General features: G+C 46.5%; 15 protein-coding genes. 12 read left to right on the top strand and 3 right to left on the bottom strand.

Features of this window, described 5'->3' with window-relative positions; translation table 11 throughout:
* The first annotated feature begins 8 nt into the window (after positions 1-8).
* The 12 genes from DX073_RS03075 (at position 9) to DX073_RS03020 (ending at position 14,388) form a co-directional block, all read left to right on the top strand.
* Entirely contained in the window at positions 9-752 is a 744-nt protein-coding gene (locus DX073_RS03075) for a hypothetical protein (RefSeq protein WP_220186702.1), read from the top strand.
* 12 nt (positions 753-764) lie between these two features.
* A complete protein-coding gene (locus DX073_RS03070; RefSeq protein WP_115005407.1) occupies positions 765-1,511 on the top strand; it encodes a hypothetical protein in 747 nt (248 codons plus the stop codon).
* 202 nt (positions 1,512-1,713) lie between these two features.
* Positions 1,714-2,223 (top strand): NADH-quinone oxidoreductase subunit NuoE, encoded by a 510-nt coding sequence (gene nuoE, locus DX073_RS03065; RefSeq protein ID WP_115005405.1) that lies wholly within the window; start codon positions 1,714-1,716, stop codon positions 2,221-2,223.
* On the top strand, positions 2,220-3,638 hold the full coding sequence (gene nuoF / locus DX073_RS03060; RefSeq protein WP_115005402.1) for an NADH-quinone oxidoreductase subunit NuoF: 1,419 nt from the start codon (positions 2,220-2,222) through the stop codon (positions 3,636-3,638). Before nuoE ends, nuoF begins: the two co-directional genes overlap by 4 nt.
* A gap of 1 nt (position 3,639) precedes the next feature.
* Positions 3,640-6,756, top strand: coding sequence for an NADH-quinone oxidoreductase subunit NuoG (gene nuoG / locus DX073_RS03055; RefSeq protein WP_115005400.1), 3,117 nt, complete (start codon positions 3,640-3,642; stop codon positions 6,754-6,756).
* Positions 6,757-7,785, top strand: coding sequence for an NADH-quinone oxidoreductase subunit NuoH (nuoH, locus tag DX073_RS03050; RefSeq protein WP_062499127.1), 1,029 nt, complete (start codon positions 6,757-6,759; stop codon positions 7,783-7,785).
* Positions 7,786-8,334 (top strand): NADH-quinone oxidoreductase subunit NuoI, encoded by a 549-nt coding sequence (gene nuoI / locus DX073_RS03045; protein ID WP_115005398.1) that lies wholly within the window; start codon positions 7,786-7,788, stop codon positions 8,332-8,334.
* Positions 8,331-8,975, top strand: a complete 645-nt coding sequence (gene nuoJ / locus DX073_RS03040; RefSeq protein ID WP_115005396.1) for an NADH-quinone oxidoreductase subunit J — start codon at positions 8,331-8,333, stop codon at positions 8,973-8,975. The genes nuoI and nuoJ overlap by 4 nt, the downstream gene beginning before the upstream one ends.
* A 55-nt stretch (positions 8,976-9,030) precedes the next feature.
* Positions 9,031-9,336 carry an NADH-quinone oxidoreductase subunit NuoK gene (nuoK, locus tag DX073_RS03035; RefSeq protein ID WP_258556881.1) on the top strand — a complete coding sequence of 102 codons (306 nt, stop codon included), beginning with the start codon at positions 9,031-9,033 and terminating at the stop codon, positions 9,334-9,336.
* A gap of 6 nt (positions 9,337-9,342) precedes the next feature.
* Positions 9,343-11,196 carry an NADH-quinone oxidoreductase subunit L gene (gene nuoL, locus DX073_RS03030; protein WP_115005392.1) on the top strand — a complete coding sequence of 618 codons (1,854 nt, stop codon included), beginning with the start codon at positions 9,343-9,345 and terminating at the stop codon, positions 11,194-11,196.
* Position 11,197: 1 nt separating this feature from the next.
* A complete protein-coding gene (gene nuoM / locus DX073_RS03025) occupies positions 11,198-12,874 on the top strand; it encodes an NADH-quinone oxidoreductase subunit M (protein ID WP_115005390.1) in 1,677 nt (558 codons plus the stop codon).
* A complete protein-coding gene (locus DX073_RS03020) occupies positions 12,874-14,388 on the top strand; it encodes an NADH-quinone oxidoreductase subunit N (protein ID WP_115005388.1) in 1,515 nt (504 codons plus the stop codon). Before nuoM ends, DX073_RS03020 begins: the two co-directional genes overlap by 1 nt.
* Before the next feature lie 157 nt (positions 14,389-14,545).
* Here the strand turns inward: DX073_RS03020 and DX073_RS03015 are convergent, their stop codons facing one another.
* The 3 genes from DX073_RS03015 to DX073_RS03005 are packed head-to-tail and all read right to left on the bottom strand — an operon-like array spanning position 14,546 to position 17,402.
* The gene (locus DX073_RS03015; protein ID WP_115005386.1) at positions 14,546-14,812 is read right to left on the bottom strand and encodes a YkgJ family cysteine cluster protein; all 267 of its coding nucleotides are present in this window, start codon (positions 14,810-14,812) and stop codon (positions 14,546-14,548) included.
* On the bottom strand, positions 14,809-15,834 hold the full coding sequence (locus DX073_RS03010) for a hypothetical protein (protein ID WP_115005384.1): 1,026 nt from the start codon (positions 15,832-15,834) through the stop codon (positions 14,809-14,811). Before DX073_RS03010 ends, DX073_RS03015 begins: the two co-directional genes overlap by 4 nt.
* Before the next feature lie 29 nt (positions 15,835-15,863).
* Positions 15,864-17,402, bottom strand: coding sequence for a hypothetical protein (locus DX073_RS03005; RefSeq protein ID WP_115005382.1), 1,539 nt, complete (start codon positions 17,400-17,402; stop codon positions 15,864-15,866).
* Positions 17,403-17,491: the final 89 nt, after the last annotated feature.

The raw sequence follows: 17,491 nt of genomic DNA, 5'->3' as shown, positions 1-17,491 counted from the left end.
GAAGAAGCATGGATATCTTGCCCTATTTTGAAAATATAAACGAACTTAACGAATATCTTACGCTATTTCCTGATAGCGATAAACTATTTGTAGAACACCAATCTTGGCTAAAAGAGCATTTTTTACCACTTATCAGCATTGATTTGGGTATGCTAAATGATGATTGGCGTGGGCAAGTGGTGCATATGTTAAACCCATTTGAGCCTGATGACGGGTACATTGGCGAATGCACGCATGAATATCATAATGAATTTACAGGCGAAAATTGGTTTGCTTTTAAATTAACCAATGATAATCGTTATGAATTTTTGGGCGATGAAAAGTATTTTTTGAGAGCGCATGATTGCAAAAATCCTGACGGCAGTTATGATGACAATTTAGAGCAAATTGCCGATTATCAAAAACAAAAAGCATTATTTAAAGAACATGGCTTTATCGTCAATGCCAATTTTCCAAAACATCTTGATAAAGATTGGAACAAAGAGTCATTTTTAGATGAATTGGGTGGTGGTTTTTCTTATGGAAATTGGGCGAATTATGACACACCAAGTGCATTTCATAAAACACGGCTTAAACAAGTAGATGATGATACGCCCAATGACGGCATAAGCATTACTTATGAAGGCAATCCGTTTTATTTTATTGGTGGCGTGCCAAGTTATCATTATTGTACTGGATTTGGCGGTGCTTATATTATGATGATGTATGAACCTGTAAGCCGTATTGTATTGTTTACGTTTGATTATAGCTAAATGGGAGCTATTATGAATACCGTATTATCCCATTTTGAAAACATCAATGAACTAAATGGGTTTTTAACGCCATTTCCTGATAGTGATAAGTTATTTGTAGAAAATCAATCTTGGCTAAAAGAGCATTTTTTACCGCTTATTAGCATTGATTTGGGTATGCTCAACGATGATTGGCGTGGGCAAATCGTTCATATGTTAAACCCCTTTGAGCCTCTTGAAGGTTATATTGGTATGAATACCCATGAATATCATAATGAATTTACAGGCGAAAATTGGCTTGCTTTTAAATTAACCAATGATAATCGTTATGAGTTTTTGGGCAATGAAGGGTATTTTGAGAGAAGTGCCATTCATGACCATAAACAGATGTTTGGCGATTGGTGGTTTGATGAAGAGCGTAAACACGTCCAAGAGCGTAAAGATGATTATCAAAAAGCCCAAGAATTATTTGCCAAAACCAATAAACTTGCCAATATTCATTCATCAGATGATGAAGAAATAGTGCAAAATGATTGGCTTGATGAAATGGGTGGAGATTTATCAGAGCAAGGCGGTAATTGGGCAAGTCCTACTTATGCACCCAAAGCCATTGATTTAAAATGGCAACAAGATAAATTAAACATTACTTGTCAAGGCAAGCCACTTTATTTTATCGCAGGTGTCCCTGCTTATAATTATGGGTGCAGTGGGGCGGATTGGATAATATTGTTATATGAACCGATTAGTAAAATTGTATTGTTTACGTTTGATTGGTCATAAAACCAATTGATAAAAAGCAGGGTGCGTACCACGCACCAAAAATATTGCCGATGTAGTTATTAGGTGTTATGGGGTGTAAAAACACACCATAACTGCCAAAAATTTTAAATCAACCATTTGTTAAACTGATAAAATTAAGTTAGTTTTATCAATTTAATAAATAAAACCAAAACCGCAAGCTGACGCTAGCACAGGTAACTTTATGAAAATAGTAACCGACAAAACCCCCAAAGTGGACATTCATGCCATTTTAACGCCCCAAGAAATTGACGGCATTCATCATCATATTCATCACTACCCACAACCAAGGGCAGCGGTGCTTGATGCTCTAAAACTCGTCCAAAAACGTAACGGTTGGGTGGACGATGCCCAAGTCCACGCCATAGCCCATATGCTGTCTATGCCTGTGGCGGACGTGGAGGGCGTGGCGACATTTTTTAACCGCATTTATCGTATGCCAGTCGGTCGCCATGTGATTTTGATTTGTGATTCTATCGCTTGCTATCTGAACGGCTATGAGGCATTGGCGGACGCTTTTAAGCGTGAGCTTGGCATTGATTATGGGCAAACCACAAAAGACGGTCGCTTTACCCTACTTCCCATTTGCTGTCTTGGCAACTGCGACAAGGGGGCGAGCGTGCTGATTGATGAGGATACTTATGGGCCTGTGTTGCCGTCTGAGGTCGGTCTATTGTTGGAGCAATACGCATGAATAAACCAAATGTCGCCGAGCAAATCAACGCTCGTAAAAATGGGCTTGCCCCAAGCCAACTAAATCGCCAAAAAACCCCAATCTGGGGCGTGGGCTTGGCAGAAGGTGAAGCCCCCACTTCCTTAACACACCCTTTGACTTGGCGACTGTATCATCACGATGCGGTTTTGACTTTGTCCGAGTATGAAGCCCTAGACGGCTTTAAAGGTTTAAAAAACGCCTTAGCAAAAACCCCCAAAGAAGTCGGCGAGATGATAAAAACCGCCAACGTGCGTGGGCGTGGCGGTGCAGGCTTTAACGCAGGGCTAAAATGGACGTTTATGACTCCGCCTGACGGTGGCGTGCGGTATTTGATTTGTAATGCCGATGAGATGGAACCAGGGACGTTCAAAGATCGCTTGCTTATGGAGCGGATTCCGTTTCAGCTTATTGAGGGTATGCTCATTACCGCTTATGCCATTGGGGCGAGCGTGGGCTATATCTTTATCCGTGGCGAATATGTCCTAGCCGCCGAACGCTTACAAAACGCCATTAACGAATGTATCGCCAATAATTTGCTTGGCGAGGGTATTTTGGGGACGGAGTTTAACTTTGAATTGCACGTCCACACAGGGGCAGGGCGATATATCTGTGGGGAGGAGACGGCTCTCATCAACTGTTTGGAGGGTCGCCGTGCCAACCCACGCACCAAACCGCCATTTCCCCAAGTATCAGGGGCGTGGGGTCGTCCAACGGTGGTTAATAACGTTGAGACCTTAAACAATATGCCTGCCATTTTGTTAAATGGTGTGGATTGGTATTTATCCTTGCCAAACGCCAAAGGCAAATCACAAACCCCCGGCACTAAGATTATGGGGTGTAGCGGTCGTGTCAAGGACGCAGGGCTGTGGGAAGTGCCGTTTGGTTATACCGCTCGTGAACTGATTGAGCTTGCTGGCGGTATGCAGGACGGCTTGACCTTAAAGGCGTGGCTACCAGGGGGAGCGAGTACCGACTTTTTGACGGCAAGCGATGAACACCTTGACCTTGTCATGGATTTTGACCCGATTATGAAAGCAGGCTCACGCCTTGGGACGTGTCTGATGATGGTGGTGGACGAAACGCAAGACATGGTAAGCTTATCAAGAAACTTACAACAGTTTTTTCAAAGAGAATCGTGCGGTTGGTGTACCCCTTGCCGTGATGGCTTGCCGTGGGGCGTAAAAATCCTTGATGCGATGGAAAACGGACAAGGGCAAGCGGACGACATTGACAAACTGTCCGAGCTGACACGAGATTTGTGGCTTGGCAAGACCTTTTGTGCCCATGCCCCAGGGGCGATGGAGCCACTCATGAGTGCATTACGCTATTTCCGTCATGAATTTGAGGCAAAAGTGGGCAAATCAGAGCCACAAGACAACAAGGTGGAGGCATAACATGGCAATCCTTCATATAGACGGCAAAACCTATGACGTGGACGGCTCGGACAACCTATTGCAGGCGTGTCTGTCGCTTGGCATTGACGTGCCGTATTTTTGTTATCACCCTGCCTTGGGTTCGGTGGGGTCGTGCCGTCAATGTGCGGTCAAGCAGTACATGAGCGAGGAGGATTATCAGGCGGGACGTGGCAGGCTTGTCATGAGCTGTATGATTGCCCCCACGCCAAAAAGCGATACTTGGATTTCGGTGGACGATGCCGAGGCAAAGGCATTTCGCAAAAGCATTGTGGAATACTTGATGACCAATCATCCCCACGATTGCCCAACTTGTGAGGAGGGCGGACATTGTCATTTGCAAGACATGACGTATATGAGCGGACATAGAAAACGCCGTTACCGCTTTACCAAACGCACGCACCACAACCAAGACTTAGGGGCGTTTATCAATCATGAGATGAACCGCTGTATCGCTTGCTATCGCTGTGTACGCTTTTATAAGGATTATGCAGGTGGCACGGATTTTGGGGTGTATGCGTCAAATAACCGTGTCTATTTTGGGCGTGAAGAGAGCGGACAGTTACAGAGTGAATTTAGTGGTAACTTAACCGAAGTTTGCCCAACGGGTGTCTTTACCGACAAAACGCACTCAGACCGCTACAACCGTAAATGGGACATGCAGTACGCCCCAAGCATTTGCCACGGCTGTTCAAGCGGGTGTAACATCTCGGCAGGCGAGCGTTATGGCGAACTTAGACGTATTGAAAACCGCTATAATCATGACGTAAACGGCTATTTCTTGTGCGACCGTGGGCGTTTTGGCTATGGCTATGTCAATCGTGCCGACCGCCCAACCCAGCCCTTAGAAAATGTGAATGGACAATTTGTCAAAACCAGTGCAAGCCTTGCCGTCGATAGCGTGGCGGAGTTGTTAAAAGGCAAAAACGTCATCGGCATTGGTTCGGCTCGGGCAAGTTTGGAGAGTAATTTTGCCCTAAAAAAACTGGTCGGAAGCGATTATTACAGCACAGGCGAGCGAGCGGTTGTCAAAGACGTGGTGGACTTGGGCGTGGAGCTATTACGCCACAAAGACGTGCATAATGTGTCTTTGGCGGAGATTGAGACGGCGGATAGTGTGTTTGTTTTGGGTGAGGATTTGACTCAAACGGCAAGCCGTGTCGCCTTGTCGGTGCGTCAAGCGTCCAAAAACAAAGCCCGTCAAATGGCAACCGCCCTAAAAACCGAGCATTGGCTTGCCGAGCCTGTCAAGCGTATCGGGCAAGAGGCGTACAGTCCCATTTATGTGGCGAGCGTGGTGGATACCAAATTATCCGACATCGCCAAAGTGTCTGCCGTTGCCACGCCAAACGACATCGCCAAATTGGGCTTTATGGTGGGCGACATCATCAAGGGCTATGCTGATACGTTAGATGAGATTGGCAAAAGCGAGAACGCCATTTTTGCCAAAGAACAAGAGCCAAATCTTGTCATCGATGAGAACATGGCAATGGAGTTTTTGGCTCATCATATCGCTTATGATTTGATTATGGCGAACCGTCCGCTTGTCATCACAGGCACCAGCTTGTCATCAAAAGCGATTGTACAGGCAACAGGCTACATCGCCCAAACCTTGACCGCCAAACGTGCCAAAATCGCTCATGTGGAACGTGAATTTGTGGAAGTGCAAAACGCCAAAATCCGTGATGAAGTGGCTCGTCAATTCATTGACCCTGACCAAGATGCCAAAACGGACGGCACACACACCACAGAGCGAGACCCCAATGAGTTTGAAAAAGAACTCTCATCTCGCCTATTAAAAATAAATGCTCTATATGCCGACAAAACAGGCGTGTACGTTGCCATGCCAGAGGCGAACAGCGTGGGCGTAAACTTGCTTGGTGGGCAAGCGATAGAGGAGATTTTGGCAAAAGAATTTGAGGCGGTGGTGGTGCTAGAACATGACCTAGCCAACCTTGCCCCAAGCCAATTTGACAAATTGACCGAAAAAACGCTCATCGTGCTAGACCACCAGTCTTATGACTGGCACACCAAGGCCGACATGGTGCTATCTGGTGCGTCATTTGCAGAAAGCGACGGTACGCTGGTGTCTGCCGAAGGGCGTGCAGGGCGGTTTTTTGCCAGTTTTGACAAAAAATACTATGAGCTAAACAGCGAGCTAAAAGACAGTTGGCGTTGGCTACACGCTGTGAATAATGCCTTGACTGGCACCAATTTGACAAATGGCAATGATGAGCCAACGTGGTATCATCTTGATGATGTCATTGATGAGCTTATCATGGATTATCCACACCTTGCCCAAATCAAAGACGTTGCCCCCGAGTCGGACTATCGTATTACAGGGCTAAAAGTCGCCCGTGAGCCACGCCGTTATTCGGGGCGGACGGTGTTACGCTCGCCCATTTCTATCCACGAACCCATGCAACCTAAGGACTTAGATAGCGGTTTGACGTTCTCCATGGAAGGTTATGTGGGCGACAAAACCGCCCCAAGCCTTATCCCATTTGCGTGGAGTGCAGGCTGGAACTCGCCCCAAGCGTGGAATAAGCTCCAAGACAAAGTGGGCGGACGGCTAAAAGGCGGAGATGTCGGCATTCGTCTGTTTGATGAGTTGCCAAAAGTTGAGACGGTATTTGACAAAGCCGAGCTTGACAGCATGATAAGCACGAGCATTTTTGACGGTCGTGCGGTCGTTGTGCCTGTACACAATCTATTTGCAAGCTCACGCATGGCAAGCCGTAGCCCTGTGGTGGCAAGCCAAATCAAGCCTGCCACATGGACTATCAGCGATGATGATGCCAAGCGTTGGATTATCAAGGCAGGCGATAAGCTGACCCTTGCCCAGCATGGGGTGGAGATTACCTTGCCTGTGGACGTGGTGGACTATGTGGCGGACGGCTGTATCGGCTATCCTGACGGGCTTGTGCCGTTTATGGTGGGTGTGCCGACAACCGTCAAAAAGGCGGAAGCCGACACGCCTGTCTATGTGCCTGAATATCAAAAAAGTGTGGCAAATCTCGCTAATATCAAGCGTGAAAATATCTTTACGCCAAAAGCTGGGTTTAATAACGCACCGTTAGCAATGCAAGTGGGGGCATAAATGAGTATTCGTGTGATTCCTGATGTGCCGTCATGGCTTGGCGGTTTGTCGTTTGAGTGGTGGTCGCTCATCTTTATGACCGCTCAGACCTTGATTATCTTTTTGGGGCTTGTCATCACGGCAGCACTCATGATTGTCTATGAACGGCGTATGCTTGCCCTGTGGCAAGACCGCTATGGTCCAAATAGGGTCGGTTGGCAAGGGTCGCTACAACTGGTGGCGGATATGCTAAAAATCTTTTTTAAAGAAGACTGGACACCCAATTTTGCCGACAAACGCCTATTTACACTCGCCCCTGCCATTGCCATGTTTACCGCTTTGGCAAGTTTTGCCATTATTCCGCTATCGCCCACGCTTGGGGCAGCAGATTGGAACATTGGCATTTTGTTCTTTTTTGCCATGGCAGGGCTTGCAGTCTATGCCGTCATGTTTGGCGGTTGGGCAAGTGCCAATAAGTTCTCGCTGTTAGGTGGACTGCGTTCGGCGGCTCAAACGATTAGCTATGAAGTGTTTTTGGGCTTGTCGCTCATGGGCGTGGTGGCGATGGCAGGCTCGTTTAATTTGCGTGAGATTGTTGAAGCTCAAACAACCGTCTGGAATGTCATTCCGCAGTTTTTGGGCTTTTTGACCTTTGTGGTGGCAGGGGTTGCCGTTACGCACCGACACCCTTTTGACCAACCAGAGGCCGAGCAAGAGCTTGCCGAGGGTTATCATGTGGAGTACTCGGGCATGAAATTTGGGATGTTTTTTATTGGCGAATATGTCAATGTCGTGGTGATTAGTGCCTTGATGACCTGCTTGTTTTTTGGGGGTTGGCTTGCCCCGTTTAACCTAGACTTGCCCTTTGTTCCGCCTGTGTTTTGGTTTTTGATTAAGACCTTGTTTTTTATGACCTTATTTGTGTTGGCTCGTGGCTCGCTCATGCGTCCACGTTATGACCAAGTGATGAATTTTGGTTGGAAAGTGTGTTTGCCTGTAACCTTGCTAAACCTTTTGGCGACTGCTTTTGTGATTTTGATGGTGAATTAAATGTTTGCAACTTTAAAAAATACGGCGGTGGGCATTTTTACCATTGTACGCTCTATGTGGATGGTAAATTCTCATGCCTTGCGTCCACGAGACACGATTTTGTACCCCGAACAGCCTGTGCCTGTACCGCCCCGTTTTCGTGGGCGAATTGTACTGACAAGAGACCCTGACGGCGATGAACGCTGTGTGGCGTGCAACCTATGTGCGGTGGCGTGTCCTGTGGGCTGTATTAGCCTACAAAAGGCGGAGCGTGAAGACGGTCGTTGGTATCCTGAATTTTTTCGTATCAATTTTAGCCGTTGTGTGTTTTGTGGTATGTGCGAAGAAGCCTGTCCGACTACCGCCATTCAGCTAACCCCTGATTTTGAATTGGGCGAATACAATCGCCAAAATCTCGTCTATGAAAAAGAGCATTTGCTGATTAGTGGCGTGGGCAAATACCCAGAGTATAACTATTATCGAGTAACAGGCATGGCAACGGATAATAAGCCCAAAGGGTCGCACGAGCGTGAAGCAGAGCCTGTCAATGTACGGAGTTTGTTGCCATGATTGATGTGTTAAAGGCGTTTTTGGCAAATGGCGATGCGGTGGGCTTTTATGCCTTGTCGCTGGTGGCGATTTGGGCAAGCCTAAGGGTAGTTACGCACGCCAATCCCGTCCATGCCATTTTATCCATGATAGTGAGCCTACTTGCGGTGGCAGGGATTTTCTTTATCATTGGAGCTCCGTTTGCAGGCGTGCTTGAAATGATTGTCTATGCTGGGGCGATTTTGGTCTTATTTGTGTTTGTCATTATGATGTTAAATCTCGGTACAGACACGCGTGAGGAGAAGACGTGGCTGACTGCCAATGCGTGGGCGATGCCTGTGTGTCTTATGATGATTGTTGGGGCGGTGCTGATTGGCTTTATTAGCAGTCAATACGGCACGGACAAGCCCATGCAATTACAAAGCACCACCATTTCTGCCAAAGAAGTGGGCGTACGCTTGTTTACAGGATATGTGCTACTTGTGGAAGTGGCGGCATTTTTGCTTTTGGGGGCATTGGTTGCTGCCTATCATTTGGGTAAACGTGCCTTAGATGACGAAAATACAAGCCACAGTCAAGAACACCCCGATGAAGTGGTCGCCCCCAATGCGTGGGCAAATCAAGACGCAGGGCGACAGGAGACCACCGATGCAAAATTATAATGTAGATACCCTAACCACCCCCTTTGCTCATGAAGTCGTCAAAGTGGCATCCGATATGGGCGTGCCTGCTCATCATGGGCTGATATTGGCGGCGATTTTGTTTGTTATTGGCTTGGTTGGGGTCATGGCAAGACGAAATGTGCTGTTTATGCTTATGAGCTTAGAGATTATGATGAACGCCGCCGCCCTTGCCTTTGTGGTGGGGGGTAATATGTGGGGCAAGCCAGACGGGCAGATTATGTTTATTTTTGTCTTGACGCTGGCGGCAGCCGAAGCGGCGATAGGGCTTGCCATACTGTTGCAGTTTTATCATCGGTTTAGAAGCCTTGATGTCAATCATGCCAGTGAATTAAAGGGGTAGGGCGGTATGAATTTGTTAGCATTGACCTTTATTTTCCCCTTGATTGGCTTTTTGATATTAGCCACAGGGCGAGATAGAATTTCAGAAAAACTTGCCACGATGATTGGCGTGGGGGTAATGGGACTGTCAGCGATATGTGCCTTTGCCAGTATTTTTGGCTTTTTGGCACAGGGGCAACAGGCGGTGTCCGTGCCACTTTGGACATGGCTGTCGGTGGGCGACTTTGCCCCCAAGTTTGGGTTGTATCTTGACGGTTTGTCCGTTACCATGCTTGGCGTGATTACAGGTGTGGGCTTTTTGATTCATCTGTTTGCCAGTTGGTACATGAAAGGCGAGACAGGATTTGCCCGTTTTTTTAGTTATCTAAATCTATTTGTGGCAAGTATGTTACTGCTTGTACTTGCTGACAACCTATTGCTGATGTATCTGGGTTGGGAAGGCGTGGGTATCTGCTCATACCTGCTTATCGGTTTTTATTATCACAACCGAGCCAATGGACGGGCGGCTATCAAGGCATTTACCGTAACCCGTGTGGGCGATGTGTTTTTGGCGATTGGGCTGTTTTTGTTGTTTGTGGTGTTTGGTACGCTTGACATGACCGCCATCAATGCCAAAGCCGACACCATGTTCGCTGTCAATGACCCCATGCTTATGCTTATCGTGGCAATGCTTATCGGTGGGGCGTTTGGTAAATCGGCTCAAATCCCTTTGCATACTTGGCTTGCCGATGCCATGGCGGGTCCTACGCCTGTTTCGGCTCTGATTCATGCTGCCACCATGGTAACGGCAGGGGTGTATCTGATTGCCCGTATGCACCCGCTGTTTGTGCTGACCCCTGAAATGCTTTTGTATTGGGTGGGGGGTATCGGTGCGTTGTCCATGCTTGTGGCGAGCTTTTGTGCGTTGGCACAGACCGACATCAAGCGTGTGCTTGCTTACTCTACCATGAGCCAGCTTGGTTATATGTTCATTGCTTTGGGTGTTGGGGCGTGGCAAGTGGCGATTTTTCATTTGATGACGCACGCATTTTTTAAAGCGTTGTTATTCCTAGCCAGTGGGTCGGTGATTATCTCAACTCATCATGAGCAAAACATCTTTAAGATGGGCGGTCTGCGTAAAAAAATCCCCCTTGTGTTTTGGTCGTTTGTCGTTGGTGGTGGGGCGTTGGTTGCCTTGCCTTTTGTTACGGTCGGCTTTTATTCAAAAGAAGCGATTTTGTGGGAAACTTATGCCACAGGACACATGAGCCTGTTTTGGGCAGGCGTGTTTGGGGCGTTTTTGACGGCTGTTTATACTTTCCGTTTGATTTATCTTGTGTTCTTTGGGCAAGAAAAAACACATGGCGAGCCTTTAAAAGGAATAAGTTATGCCTTGCCTTTGGTGGTGCTACTGGTTCTATCCACAGGGCTTGGGGCGTTAATTCATCCACCTTTGGCAAATGTCCTGCCAGCGAGCGTGGGTAGCACCCTAACAGACGGCAAGCACACTGCCGAGATTATCGCTGTGGGTGTAACCGCACTCGGCTTGGCGGTGGCGTACTTTTTGTATGTGCTTGACAAGGGTAAGATTTTGACAAAATGGACAAATTCTGCCTTTGGTGGGGCGTGTACTTATTGGTGCTATCACGGGCTGGGCTTTGACGCTCTTTATGATATTGTGTTTGTCAAGCCGTTTTTGACAATTTGCAAATTCTTAAAGGGCGACCCTGTGGACAAACTTTGGAATATCTTGCCTTTTGGGGTCAAACTTGGCAACAAGCTGTTGGTAAAAACCCAAACAGGGCGATTGGGCTCTCATGCGGTGAGCTTTGGCGTGGGGCTTGCTGTGGTACTAATCTTGGCAATGATGATGGTGGTATAAGATGATAGAGCAAACATGGCTTTTGCCAAGTCTAATTGCAATCCCGTTGATTGCAGGATTTTTGTGTTGGTTATTTGAAAAAAAGGACGCAAGACTGCCCAGATGGGTGGCACTTATTGGCATGACATTGACTTTTGTGCTGTCGCTCGTGTTGTATGCCAAAGGCGACTTTGGGGTGTTAAATGCCAGCACCGACAGCAGTCTGCCTTGGGCGGCAACCTTTGAAGTGCCTTGGATACCTGCCTTTGGTATCAAATTTGCCTTGGCGATGGACGGCTTGTCTTTGCTTATGATTGTCTTGACGGCATTTTTGGGTATTATGGCGGTGGGCTGTTCGTGGGGCGAGATTAAGCACCGTGTGGGATTTTTTCATCTAAACCTGTTGTGGTCGTTGGGCGGTGTCATCGGTGTCTTTTTGGCGATTGATTTGTTTTTGTTTTTCTTTTTTTGGGAAATGATGCTTCTGCCTATCTACTTTTTGATTGCCCTATGGGGGCATGATGTGCGTGATAAAGATGGCAATATCAGCAAGCCAAAATCGGCTGCCGCCACGAAGTTTTTTATTTATACCCAAGCGTCTGGGCTTATCATGTTCATTGGTATCAGTATGCTTGTGCTTATCAATTTTGCCCAAAAAAGCGTGCTAAGTTTTCATTATGAAGACCTGCTTGGCACGTATCTTGGCAAATATGAATACCTGATTATGCTGTGCTTTTTTGTGGGCTTTGCGGTCAAATTGCCTGTTTTCCCATTACACGGCTGGCTACCTGATGCCCACGCCCAAGCCCCAACGGCAGGTTCGGTGGATTTGGCAGGGATTTTGATTAAGACGGCGGCGTTTGGTTTGCTTCGCTTTGTGATTCCGCTTTTTCCAAATGCGTCTGCCGAGTTTGCTCCCATTGCCATCACGCTTGGCATGATTGGGGTGTTTTATGGGGCGTTTTTGGCGTTTGCCCAGACCGACATCAAGCGACTGCTTGCCTATACGTCTGTGTCGCACATGGGCTTTGTCGTGCTTGCCATCTATGCTGGCACGCTGGTGTCGTTGCAGGGCTTGATGGTGCAAATGCTCGCTCACGGCTTGTCTAGTGCGGCACTGTTTATCATGGCAGGGCAAGTGTACGAACGTTTGCACACTCGTGATATGACGGTCATGGGCGGTATGTGGGGTCAGTTTCGCTATCTTGCTCCGTTTATGATGTTCTTTTGTGCTGCCCTTTTGGGCATCCCTGGTACGGGCAACTTCATTGGCGAGATTTTGATTTTGATGGGGTCGTTCAAGGCGTATCCTGTCATCAGCGTGCTATTGACCGTGAGTTTTGTGTGGGCGGGGCTTTATGCACTTATTTTGATTCATAAGGCGTTGTTTGGCGACAACACCACGCCCCATTTGCATGCCTTATATAAGGCAAAAGACGACACTGCCAAGCCTTTGTGTGATTTGGGTGGGCGAGAGTTGTCTTTGCTTGGTGTGTTGGCGGTGGGGCTTGTTTGGCTTGGGCTGTATCCACAACCTGTCCTAAACAAATCCGAGCAAGCGATGAGCTATATCAGCACCAAAATGCCTGATAGGTATTCAGATGTGGATACCGCCATTACAGGGCTAAAAGGCAATCAAAAGCCCATCTCGCCAGAAATCGTGCCACAAGTCATTGAAATTAACCAAGGGGGCAACTAATGAACGTGTCTATTGAGTTTTCGTCTTTGCTCCCGTTGCTTCCTGCCATGATATTGGGCGTGGCGGTGCTTGTGGTGATGCTTGCCATCGCCATCAAACGCTCGCACAGTCTGATTGTTGGCTTAACTGCCCTTGGGCTAAATGGGGCGTTGGCGGTGCTATTGTTACAGTTTTTTGAAAAATTGCCCACTCATGTCAATCGTGGCGATGTCATGGGACTGTTTTTGGTGGACGGCTTTGCCTTGTTCAATAGCCTTGTTGTTGTCGTGTCGGCGTTGGCGTGCGTTACGTTGGCGTATCGCTATTTTCAAAGTTTTAATAACAACAAAGAAGAGCTGTATCTGCTACTTTTGACAAGTACGCTTGGGGCGGTACTGATGACATCGGCTCATCATTTTGCTTCTTTCTTTGTGTCATTGGAGCTTTTGTCTGTGCCTATGTATGGCATGCTAAGCTTTGCTTATCTAAAACAAAAGTCCTTAGAATCAGGGCTAAAATACCTTATCCTATCGGCAACCGCTTCGGCAACGCTTTTGATGGGTATGGCGTTTATTTTTGGGGCGACAGGCGAGCTTGGCTTTGTCCGTCTTGGGCAGAGTCTCATGACAGGGTTTGGGCTGTCGCCTTTGTTTATGGTGGGGGCGGTGATGATGGTGGCAGCAGTTGCTTTTAAGCTGTCCTTGGCACCGTTTCATTCGTGGGCGGGCGATGTTTATCAAGGCTCTCCTGCTCCTGTTACGGCATTTTTGGCGAGCGTAGGCAAGGTGGCGGTTGTCGCCCTTGTCGTGCGTTTTTTGCTGACAAGTGCCACTCCTGCCATCTCGTCTGTTGATACGGTACTGGTTGCCCTTGTGGTGATGTCTATTGTGGCAGGGAACTTGCTTGCCCTAACCCAAACTAATCTAAAACGCCTGCTTGCGTTTTCGTCTGTGGCACACATGGGCTATGTGCTGATTCCGCTTATCGCCACAGGGACAACGGCAGACGCTGATAGCGTGATTAGTATGTATATGCTTATCTATGCCTTGTCGTCTGTCGGGGCGTTTGGGGTGATTGTGCTGATGACGGGGGCGTATGGCGAGACCGACCGCAACACGGCAACCCAAGAAGTAGAAGACGAAGCGGACAGCATGGCAGTCTATCAAGGACTGTTTTGGCGAAGACCTGTCTTGACGGCAGTTTTGACGGTGATGATTTTGTCCATGGCGGGCATTCCGTTTACCGCAGGATTTATTACCAAAATGCAGGTGTTGTTCGCTGCCACCCAAGGCGGACGCTTTGGGCTTGCCTTTATGGTGATTGTGGGCAGTGCCATTGGACTTTATTATTATCTAAAAGTCTTGCTTATTATGTTCAAACGCCCAATGACCATCGTGCCTTTTGATGTGCCAAGTAATTGGCGGGTCAAAGCAGGCGGGCTTGTGCTGATTCTTATCACGGTGTTTATTTTTGTGATGGGGATTTTGCCAAATACGCTGTTTAAGTGGGCGAGTATGGCAATTTTAAGTCTATGAGATAAAAAACAAGCACTCAATTTGGGTGCTTGTTTTTTGTCTATCAAGACCATTTCAAAAACACTAAAAAACCCATTTCAAGTGTCAAGTGCGTAATATGCATCATAAAAGAGTTTGACTTAAAATAGGTGTTTACAGTTTATGATAATTTTGGGATTTATGATAAATGCTGTTTTTGGAGTTGATGACAGACTTTAAGGTTAAGATTAATAAAAGTTTCCCAGTCTATTTTATCTTTAAAATAAATGCGATAATAATGCTCTACCTGACAAATCAAAGGTCTATCATCATAAATTTGACATAGATTGGTGCTGATGTCTAAAAATTGACAAACGCCATCGCCCCTGTCCAAAAAAGCGGTTTGCTCACTTTTATGGACATTGCGACAGCATAGACCGCAAGCGGTGCAGGGGAATGGGGTCATAGATTATCAATCTGCCCTTGATAGTTATTGTCAATGATTTGTTTAGCTTTAAAGATGCTGCTTTGAGCGTCGCCTAGCACATTACCACCTTTATCCAAAATGGCGATGTCAAGCATGGCTTTGATAAGTTGCATGATTTTGACATTTTTCATGACACATAATTTGGCTGTCTCACTATATTTGCTATAATCTGTGCCTTGACTGGCAATCACCCTCTCCAATTCGCCTAATGTTTTTTTGGTCTCTACGCGTACCTGATGAAATAAATCTTTAAGCTGTATGGCGAGCTTTGCGATGCCATCTACTGCCGTAATGGTGGTATCAATATCTGCTTTAAATGCCTTCGCTTGGGCAATATTAGATTTGGCATCATCTAGGTTTTTACTTGCTTTTGCTCCCATATACCAACCAGCAATGAGCATGGCAGGTCCTGCCGCCACCGCTCCTAGCACCATTGTGCCACCAGCGATACCGTAACCACCCGCCGCCAGCGATCCTCCACCAAGCCAAGCCAGTGTCGCATTGGTGGCTGCTGCCCCACTGAGTGTACTGATGGCTGTGCCTGTGCTAGCAGCTCCAAGTGCCATCACTCCATTATAAGCACCAAAAGCTGCTAAAGCACCGCCAGTTGCACCACCAGCCACGCCAAGCCCAGAACTGACCACAAATGCCACTTCTTGTCTTAGCATGGTAAAATCCGCCACATCAAAATCTGTCAATTCTAGATTGCCTAAGTTGCCATCATGTTCAAAATCAACATTTTTGATTTGCCTAAAAAGCTCTAAAAACTTTTTGACCGACATGTTTAATATGGTAACTTTGGCGGTGCCAAGCAGTTCAAGTGATGCTTGGGAGTGTTTTTTGGCTTGTTCAAGATTAAACTCAGCTTCCTCAACAATGCTTTGAGCAAGCTCATTTAGCTCTTTGGCTTCGTTGTTGTCCATGACGCCTTTTACGCCTTTGGCAACACCTGTAACGGCTGCGGCAGCAGCAAGACCACCTAAAATAATTGGGATTGGCATGATATTTCTCCATTTGTGAGGGTTGAGGATTAAATGATTAAGGGCTCATCAGATAACATAATGTCATCTAATTCTTTCAGATTTTTAATGGGTAAATCTTTGCCTAAAAATTTGGCAAATTCATTGATGTTTTGACAAAATTCATCGGCGGTCAAATCAGCATTGAAAGTGGCGAGCAGTTTTTTGGTCTGTGTATCAAGTTCAATGCTTTTTTGCTCAAAAGTCTCTTGTAAGACGGTACGGTATCGCTGTGCCAAAATTTTGGCGGTATTGCACTGCATCTCAATCAACATTCGGCGTTCACGAGCAATGTTTTTGTCTTTTAAAACATCAAAAAAACTTTGATAAAAGGTATTGGTAAGTGCATAGCCAACCATACCGCCAATCAGTCCGCCCAGCACGGGAATAGGAATGGCAATCTGTCCGATGGTAGTAAACATGGCTGATGAGAGCATGCCTGTAACACTAATACCCATCTCTTGCATGAGCGTGCCTTCATCAATTTCGCCTTTGGCATAACTGGCAATTGATTTGCTTGTGGCAAGACAAGCGGAGACTATCATGGCAGGTAGGGCGGTTTTTGAGAGATTTCGGACAACTTCGCTGGTAGATTGTGTCATATAGCTTTTGATGGCTGTACCAGTAAAGGCGGTGCTATAACCCATACCTGCTGATTTTAGCGTATCAGCTCCTGTATCTAAGACGGCTTGCCCCAGTTCTTTATTGCCACTTTTATAGGCGATGATGTTGGTAACAAGGGAGATACTACCCCCAATTGCCACTCCAAATTTTGCTCCTTGTACGCCTGCTTGATGACTGACTCTGCCAATGTCTTTGATGGTTTCCCATTCTGGATTTAGACGATAGGCGATAGCCTGCTCAGTTGTCATGCCAGAGTCACTGATTTTGCTTTCTAGGCGTTCGAAATTTTGGGCTTGTTGGCTTAATGTATCTGCTTTGGTAAAGTCACCTTGTTGCCTAGCTTTGTCGGCTTGTTGTTTTAGACTTTTAGCTTGTTCACGACAGTATGCTTTGGCTTGTTCTACTTGTTCGCTTGGCATTTCTAATCTATCTACATCTAGATAGCGAGACAAATCATTTTTGTCGCCACTATTGCGTTTGGCGATTTTTTTGAGTAAATTCTCATAATTACTCACAAATTTCATCTGTGAGGTGGAGACTTCTTGTCCGTCCATAAGCTCTACAATATCCACAATATTATGATTTTTGCCATAGCCAGCCATGTCCTCGCTACGCAAAAAACGACTATAATCGCCATTGATAATTGCTTGGGCATTTTTTTGACTGACACTGGCAATCTCGGCAGAAAATCCTGCCTGTTGTTTTAGGTTTTGTTCGTAGTAATTGGGATTTAGTTTGCCTTGTGCGACACTGCGTAAACTTCTGTCAAAAATCTGTCCAGTCTCATAATCTACCCCACGAAGTCCCTTTAAAAACTCAGCACCTGCTAACCCATGACGAGAAACCGTTTCGGACAATGCCCCTGCGATGGCGGTATCAGTTAAGTTGTTGCGGTTTTGTGGGTGTGATGTGGTGTTTTGGTTCATGATTGTTTCCTATTAGTATTTGTGTGTATTTTACCCCCCCCCTTTTTTTTCAATTTAGCAAGCTCAAATTTTACTTTTTTTTTAAATTC

Origin of the sequence: Moraxella lacunata (assembly GCF_900453205.1) — a bacterium.
GTDB lineage: Bacteria > Pseudomonadota > Gammaproteobacteria > Pseudomonadales > Moraxellaceae > Moraxella > Moraxella lacunata_B.
Note: the sequence above shows the minus strand (reverse complement) of the source record. Positions and strands in the feature narration are given on the sequence as shown.

Excerpts from the sequence above, each read along its gene's own strand:
- nuoM (WP_115005390.1), top strand. The coding sequence starts at position 11,198 with ATGATAGAGCAAACATGGCTTTTGCCAAGTCTAATTGCAATCCCGTTG.
- DX073_RS03070 (WP_115005407.1), top strand. The coding sequence starts at position 765 with ATGAATACCGTATTATCCCATTTTGAAAACATCAATGAACTAAATGGG.
- nuoK (WP_258556881.1), top strand. The coding sequence starts at position 9,031 with ATGGGCGTGCCTGCTCATCATGGGCTGATATTGGCGGCGATTTTGTTT.
- nuoG (WP_115005400.1), top strand. The coding sequence starts at position 3,640 with ATGGCAATCCTTCATATAGACGGCAAAACCTATGACGTGGACGGCTCG.
- DX073_RS03015 (WP_115005386.1), bottom strand. The coding sequence starts at position 14,812 with ATGACCCCATTCCCCTGCACCGCTTGCGGTCTATGCTGTCGCAATGTC.
- nuoH (WP_062499127.1), top strand. The coding sequence starts at position 6,757 with ATGAGTATTCGTGTGATTCCTGATGTGCCGTCATGGCTTGGCGGTTTG.
- nuoE (WP_115005405.1), top strand. The coding sequence starts at position 1,714 with ATGAAAATAGTAACCGACAAAACCCCCAAAGTGGACATTCATGCCATT.
- DX073_RS03010 (WP_115005384.1), bottom strand. The coding sequence starts at position 15,834 with ATGCCAATCCCAATTATTTTAGGTGGTCTTGCTGCTGCCGCAGCCGTT.
- DX073_RS03020 (WP_115005388.1), top strand. The coding sequence starts at position 12,874 with ATGAACGTGTCTATTGAGTTTTCGTCTTTGCTCCCGTTGCTTCCTGCC.
- nuoF (WP_115005402.1), top strand. The coding sequence starts at position 2,220 with ATGAATAAACCAAATGTCGCCGAGCAAATCAACGCTCGTAAAAATGGG.
- DX073_RS03075 (WP_220186702.1), top strand. The coding sequence starts at position 9 with ATGGATATCTTGCCCTATTTTGAAAATATAAACGAACTTAACGAATAT.
- nuoI (WP_115005398.1), top strand. The coding sequence starts at position 7,786 with ATGTTTGCAACTTTAAAAAATACGGCGGTGGGCATTTTTACCATTGTA.
- DX073_RS03005 (WP_115005382.1), bottom strand. The coding sequence starts at position 17,402 with ATGAACCAAAACACCACATCACACCCACAAAACCGCAACAACTTAACT.
- nuoL (WP_115005392.1), top strand. The coding sequence starts at position 9,343 with ATGAATTTGTTAGCATTGACCTTTATTTTCCCCTTGATTGGCTTTTTG.
- nuoJ (WP_115005396.1), top strand. The coding sequence starts at position 8,331 with ATGATTGATGTGTTAAAGGCGTTTTTGGCAAATGGCGATGCGGTGGGC.